Source organism: Nitrosomonas supralitoralis, from assembly GCF_003011925.2.
In the GTDB taxonomy this organism is placed as follows: Bacteria; Pseudomonadota; Gammaproteobacteria; order Burkholderiales; family Nitrosomonadaceae; genus Nitrosomonas; species Nitrosomonas supralitoralis.
Map to the genome: position 1 here is coordinate 90,059 of NZ_PXXU01000008.1, position 6,478 is coordinate 96,536.

At 45.5% G+C, this 6,478-nt stretch carries 5 protein-coding genes; 2 read left to right on the plus strand and 3 right to left on the minus strand.

Annotated elements, in window-relative coordinates; translation table 11 throughout:
• The first annotated feature begins 32 nt into the window (after positions 1-32).
• On the plus strand, positions 33-1,397 hold the full coding sequence (locus C7H79_RS04290; protein ID WP_106706056.1) for an NAD-dependent succinate-semialdehyde dehydrogenase: 1,365 nt from the start codon (positions 33-35) through the stop codon (positions 1,395-1,397).
• An 18-nt stretch (positions 1,398-1,415) separates the two neighbouring features.
• Here the strand turns inward: C7H79_RS04290 and C7H79_RS04295 are convergent, their stop codons facing one another.
• Positions 1,416-2,531 (minus strand): lytic transglycosylase domain-containing protein, encoded by a 1,116-nt coding sequence (locus C7H79_RS04295; protein ID WP_106706057.1) that lies wholly within the window; start codon positions 2,529-2,531, stop codon positions 1,416-1,418.
• A 196-nt stretch (positions 2,532-2,727) separates the two neighbouring features.
• On the opposite strand from C7H79_RS04295, the gene C7H79_RS04300 reads away from it, so the two are divergent.
• Positions 2,728-4,050, plus strand: coding sequence for a porin (locus C7H79_RS04300; protein WP_106706058.1), 1,323 nt, complete (start codon positions 2,728-2,730; stop codon positions 4,048-4,050).
• Here C7H79_RS04300 and C7H79_RS04305 read toward each other — a convergent pair.
• Together C7H79_RS04305 and C7H79_RS04310 are read right to left on the minus strand one after the other, a co-directional pair.
• Positions 4,047-4,577, minus strand: a complete 531-nt coding sequence (locus C7H79_RS04305; protein WP_242447138.1) for an HPP family protein — start codon at positions 4,575-4,577, stop codon at positions 4,047-4,049. The genes C7H79_RS04300 and C7H79_RS04305 overlap by 4 nt on opposite strands.
• Before the next feature lie 171 nt (positions 4,578-4,748).
• Complete coding sequence (locus C7H79_RS04310; protein ID WP_242447139.1) at positions 4,749-6,140, minus strand: alginate export family protein; 1,392 nt, start codon at positions 6,138-6,140, stop codon at positions 4,749-4,751.
• Positions 6,141-6,478 lie beyond the last annotated feature (338 nt).

Below are 6,478 nucleotides of genomic sequence, written 5' to 3' on the forward strand. Positions count from 1 at the left end.
TTAATTAAATTACTCGATAAGGCTATTCTGTCATGTCAATGCAATCCATCAATCCGGCCACAGGTCAAATCATACAATCATTCCCAACTTGGCAATCTGATGAAATCAATACGGTGCTGAGCCAAGCGGATTCAGCGCAGTCTGAATGGGCGGCGCTGAGTTTCACTCAGCGATCGGATTGTATGCACAATCTCGCACGGATCTTCCGACAACGCAACGAGGAATATGCCAACCTGATTACCGAAGAAATGGGAAAATTGCTTAAGGAAGCCAGAGCGGAGATAGAAAAATGTGCGATAGGCTGTGAGCATTACGCTAATAAAGCTGAATCCTATCTGAGTGATGAACTAATCGCCTCCGATGCAAGCCGCAGTTTAGTGGTTTATCAGCCGTTGGGTGTCGTGCTATGTATCATGCCGTGGAATTTTCCTTTTTGGCAATTAGTCCGCGCTGCGGCACCGGCGATGATGGCAGGTAACACGGTGGTGCTTAAGCATGCGTCAAATGTACCGCGTTGCGCATTGGCACTGGAAGATGCATTCCGGCAAGCTGGTTTTCCTGAGAATTCCTTTCGCACACTGATGATCAGCAGCGAGCAAGCGCAAGCGGTGGTTGCAGATGACCGTATTGCTGCAGTCACTTTGACAGGCAGTAGCGCAGCAGGGCGCAAAGTCGCAGCTATCGCCGGACAGCACTTGAAAAAATGTGTGCTCGAATTAGGTGGTTCAGATCCTTTTATCGTGCTCGAGGATGCTGATATCGAGTCGACTGCCAAGCAAGCCTTTGCGGCTCGTTTGCAAAACATGGGGCAAAGTTGCATTGCGGCCAAGCGTTTTATTCTCATGGATGTGATTGCAGATGCTTTTGTTGAGGAATTGAGAATGATTCTCAGCCAGCTGCAAAGTGGAGATCCGAAGCATGAAGCAACCGGTATTGCGCCAATGGCACGTGAAGACTTGCGCACTGATCTGCACGCACAAGTTGAACGTAGTCTGGCAGCAGGCGCGAAGCTTATAGTTGGTGGCACTGTTATCGGTACACAAGGCGCGTACTATACGCCAACAATACTGGATTACGTGCAGCCAGGCATGGCGGCGTTTGATGAAGAGTTGTTTGGTCCGGTCGCGGCAATCGTGCGCGTAAAAAATGCGGAAGAAGCGGTTCAATTAGCCAACCGGACGCAATTTGGTCTTGGCGGCAGCGTTTGGACAAGCAATACTATACGCGGCGAAGCGCTAGCGCGGCAGATTCGTGCCGGCTCCACCTTCGTCAATGGCATTGTCAAAAGCGATCCGCGCCTACCATTCGGAGGTATTAAGGAATCCGGTTATGGACGAGAGTTGTCATATCATGGCATCCGCGAATTTGTGAATATTAAAACGGTCTGGATCAAATAACCGTAGATTGAGGGATGATTACAAACCAGTATGCAATCCCGGTATACCCATGCGTTGGATATAAATGGCATTATTGCCTTCTTCGTAAGCGAGTAATTTGCCCTCCTTATGCCAGAGACGGAATGCCAGCGAGTAGGACAATACCCGGATCGGATAATCGCGCGGCAGGGTTTGCAGATAAGGCTGAATCGTGGTGAAATCGGTCGCGCCATATTGTTGCATGATAAAACGTAAACCTCCGTTCGCTGGACCGATGTTGTAGGCTAATAGTCCGAGAAAGAGATCGCCCCTCATTTCAGCCAGATAATGTTTAAATGTGGCTGCGGCAACAAAGGCGTTGTGATGGGAGTTTTCCAAAACGATTTTTTCTACACCGAGCCGTTTGCGTGCCTGCACAATGATTGCCTCTGGAACGCGGGTAATTTGAAATAATCCTTTTCCACCATCGCTGCTGTCTCGCGGAATAAAAGAGGATTCGGTCGCTGCGATTCCATGTAGTATATTGATATCAATGTTAAAAGAACGAGCGGCATCTTCGATCGACTGTCGATATTCCTGTGAACGATTAACCATTTTTTGTAGTTGCGCGGTATCATGCCGCCGGTAAGCTGCGAAGACTTGATGCGCAATTGTCATGCGTCCGGCTTCTTCTTTGCCGCCAACCAAAGTACGAAAATTACCGTAAGCCAGTGCAAATTGATCGTGTGTGACAAACCAGGAAATAAGCAGAGCCAGCATCAAGGATAAAGCTGGAGTCAAAAATTCAGAATGTAGCCGCAACCATTTTCTCATCTTCCACCAGCCCGCCAGAATAATGCTTCCTGACAGTGCCATACCCAAGACACCGGCAGCAAACGGTAGCAGGTTGACAAAGAAACTGGTGCCGGAAAATCGATTGGCGAAATAACCGAGCAGCATGATGACGGCGCAAAATGCTGCAATACTCAAACCAAAAATTTCGATACCGGTTAACAATATTTTCCGCCGGAGCCCGCCGGATTGAGTTTTTCGGGTTCGTTTTTTCCTCGGCTTGCTGATATCGCTAGCAGTACGAGCAACTGTAACGCGTCTGCGTCTCTGCTTCGGCTTCACCTTGCTGGATTCGGAATTGTTAGGCGGATTTGTTCTATCCATTGAAATAAGATCTAACCGACTGAGTCAATGATGACTTACCGGCAATGCGATTTTCCACGTATTTTGTTTAATTAATGGTTTTACTGAGATAAAAATAAGGGTTTCCCCGATACACGACATTGCCTCGGGTGCGTTAAGGTGCGTCCCTCCTATTTTACTTTGAGTTAATACGATCAGGAACACAAGCGAGGAAAAAATGCGTAATGTAAGTAAAAATAGCAACACAAGGGTATATGTGCCAATTGGAGTTCTGTTGCTTGTTTTACTGAGCATCTGCAACACGCATGCCACTAGCCTGCCAAACCTGCTTAAACAACACGGTCTGGAATTGGGTGGTTGGGTCAACGGTGGTGCGACTTATAATGCCAATAATCCTTCAGATGGTTTTAATGGTACGGTTACTTTTGCTGATCGTGCCAATCGGTTTCAGTTAAATCAACTCAATTTCTTTCTACAACGTCATGTCGAATCGGAAGGCGCAAAGTGGGACATAGGGGGGCGCTTTGATTTCCTCTTTGGTACCGATGCAATTTATTCGCAGGCTTTTGGTATTTCCGCATTCGATGAGAATACTGCTGAACCTTCAAACCGTGGTAACTGGGACCTTAATTTGTGCTGTAAATCGACGCGCACATACGGAATCGCGTTGCCGCAAGCCTATCTAGAGGCTTATATACCAATGGGCCGTGGTTTCAACATCAAAATGGGACACTTCTATACACCGTTGGGATATGAAACCGTTCCGGCGCCGGATAACTTCTTTTATACTCACGCATATATTCTGAACAGCGGTGAACCATTTACTCATACCGGATTCTTAGGAAGTCAGACCATCAATCAGAACTGGCAGATTCAAGGCGGTGTAACCACAGGCAGCGCAACCGGCGGTTGGGATGGCGGATTTGATAAACAGCTTGATAACTGGGGCGGGATAGCGAATATCATGTGGAGTAGTGACGACAAAAGAACTGCGGGGCAAATTGGTGGTACCTATGGACAAACAGCGGTCAATGAGCCTTGGATGATGTACAGCGTTGTCTTGCGACATCGGCTTACGACCAAAACTCACATGGTATTGCATCATACTCATGGCTGGGCCAGCAACATCAGTCTGCCCGAAGGAATACGCAATGCTGCCTGGTATAGTATCAATACGCATCTTACTTACGATCTGCTTCCCGATCTGTCTATAGGCATTCGTGCGGAACGTTTTCATGACCGCAATGGCTGGCGTGTTTTTTCACCTTATCGCATATTGTCTGCGTTAAACAACAAAGGTGTCAGTTATGCAGGGAATATCCCTTTTATCAGTGCACCTGCGGACTATTACGCAGTTACGCTGGGCATGAACTGGAAGCCGGTAAAACGGTGGGAGAGAGGCTGGAAGCCTATCCGCAATATTCGTATCCGGAAAAACATCCGTTATGACCGCGCAGTTGGTATGGACATGGCATTTCGTCCATTTGATGGAAAGAAGGATCAAGTTCTGTTTTCTTTGGACGCAACAATTCCATTCTAATCTTCTTGCCACCCGCCCCAGTTGAGATTTGGAGGTGATGGCTCCATAGATGAAACCGGGTAATGGACTAGTCCTGGGTAAAAACGACTCCACACCAATACTGTCAGGAAAAGACAGCCAACCCCTAGAAATACAGATTCCCAAAGTATCGACCACCCGGAGTGAGCATGAATCATGATAATAGGATTAGCGCCGGCAGGTGGATGAACTGTACGTGTCAGGAGCATAAAGCATAGAGTAAGAGCAGTAGCTGTCGTATAGGCGAGAATCGAGTCTCCGAAAATTTGGTAACAAGCTATGCCAATGAATGCTCCGCCCACATGTCCTCCCAACAATGCGCGCGGCTGAGCGGCAGGAACGCGCGTGAGACCAAAGAGAAAGATAGTGGATCCTCCAAGTGACGCCAGAAGAAACGGTGTTTCGGATAGCTTTATGACCCATAAAGCAAAGAAGAGTGCCACGAATGCGCCAATTGCACACCAAAGAAGGCGAATAAGCGGGTGCTGATTATTTATTGGAATGTTCACTTAACGACTGATTCTTGTTGAACAAGAGAAAATGTGAATATTTTTTATGGCACGGTGGCACAAGCTCGTCAACAGATTTGGCCTTAGCATTTTGACAAAATATCCATCAACATATGATTTAATAAATTAAATCATATGTTGATGGAAGCGTGATATTTACGTGTCTAAAAATTAGAATTTAATGGTGGCCATGGTATAGCCGTAGTTGGTATCTGCCATGCCCGGACTTTGTGCAACTTTATCGAAATAATCGCCTTTGAATATATGACTATATCCTATATCAAAGCTTATGCGTTTCAGATAACTCCATTGAGGAGCCCAACCTACACTGATATCAAGCATATTGCCCAGGAAAGTGCCGGCCTGACCAGTGGGATCTTGCAGACCGCTCCCTACATACGCACCATGCTTATTGGCTAACCAATATGCACGATGAGACATCATAAGCCTGACATCAGGGCGCGGTATGAATGTCGCACGAAAACCTACAGGTGAGAGCAGGTTGGAAGGAAAGAATGGTCCGAACATACCTGTGGGGCCATATTCAACGCGGCGTTTAGCATACAGAATATCAAAGTTCTTGTTGGGGTCTTGACTTCCTGATGAAAAATCAAAAAGATAAACTAATCTTAAAGGCATTGAAGTATCAAAGCTATAACCTATCTCACCATGATGGCGATGCGCAAAAACCTTGGTATCTTGAGTATCCCCAAACTGATACATGGATTCAATTTCATAATCCATTTGGCCTGCCATTGGCTTGGCAAACAGTCTAAATCCCGTAGTGGATAGGTTACGTTTTCTGAGTCTATTTCCCTCATTTAATTGCAGAAAATAATAATCGACATTAGCCCATGGTAGATCGCGGTTAGTAATCTGCAAACCTGAAAAATAAGTTTCAGGCGTATTCCAATCCATATGTGTTGGCTGCCTGTTAACTGGGCGGGTGCCAAATACCTGCAGACCCCATTTTTCTTGATCGTTTCCTACTACAAGTCGTATCCCATCAAAAGTGGGTGTGAAGGTTCCCCAACGATGACCCCCTAACAAGCGTGCTTCTCCTGTTTCCAGCAAAAAACGACCGACTTCAAATGTCGCGTTATAGCCTGTTCCCAAGAAATTTTTGAATAAGTAATCAAGATGCAGTTGGGTAAAATCAAAATGATTAGCAAAAACAGGTGATTGACCTTGTCCAAAATTTGCTAAGGGAGCGCGTATGTCTGTCAGCTCAAGTGTGAATTTTAGAGGATCTATAATATTCTTGATTTCCATCAAGAATCGTGTCCGTTGATGGATCTGATCATTAAAGCCCGGTATAGCTCTCGTAAAGCCATTATCATAGGCGTCGTAGCGCGTACGGTGCTCAACCGCTAAATTGAGCCAATCTGGCGCCATGGCAGCAAGTGGAGTTTTATGATTCTCCATCAGTCCAGTCAAATTATCAAAGTCAAACCGAGTTTCGCCAACGGTCTCTTGTGCACTGAAAGGCGCATTGCTAGCCTCTCTGGGTGGCTTGTGACTTCTAGCAATAACCGAAGAGCTTTTTGCTTTTTCTTTTTCCACATTTTTTACTTCGGCGGCAAAAGCACTGTTATTCCAAAAAAAACCTATAAATATTAAAAATTTTATCAAGTAGATTAATAATCTATTCTTCCTGATCATCTGCTTATCTCCCTTATAATTGCTATCAGAAAAACCTGACATTGGATATTACTAAAGAAGTGCGGGAGGCAATATTCGTGCAGACACGTAAGTGTAATCCCTTATATATGAATATTTATATAGTATAATCAGCAATTAGCGTTAGCTATAGAGTAAGTGCAAGTGAAATCCTTAACGGAAATATGTTGTTTTGATTGATGTGCTAAAAAACTTAAGCTTTGACACTTTGTTTGATGCGG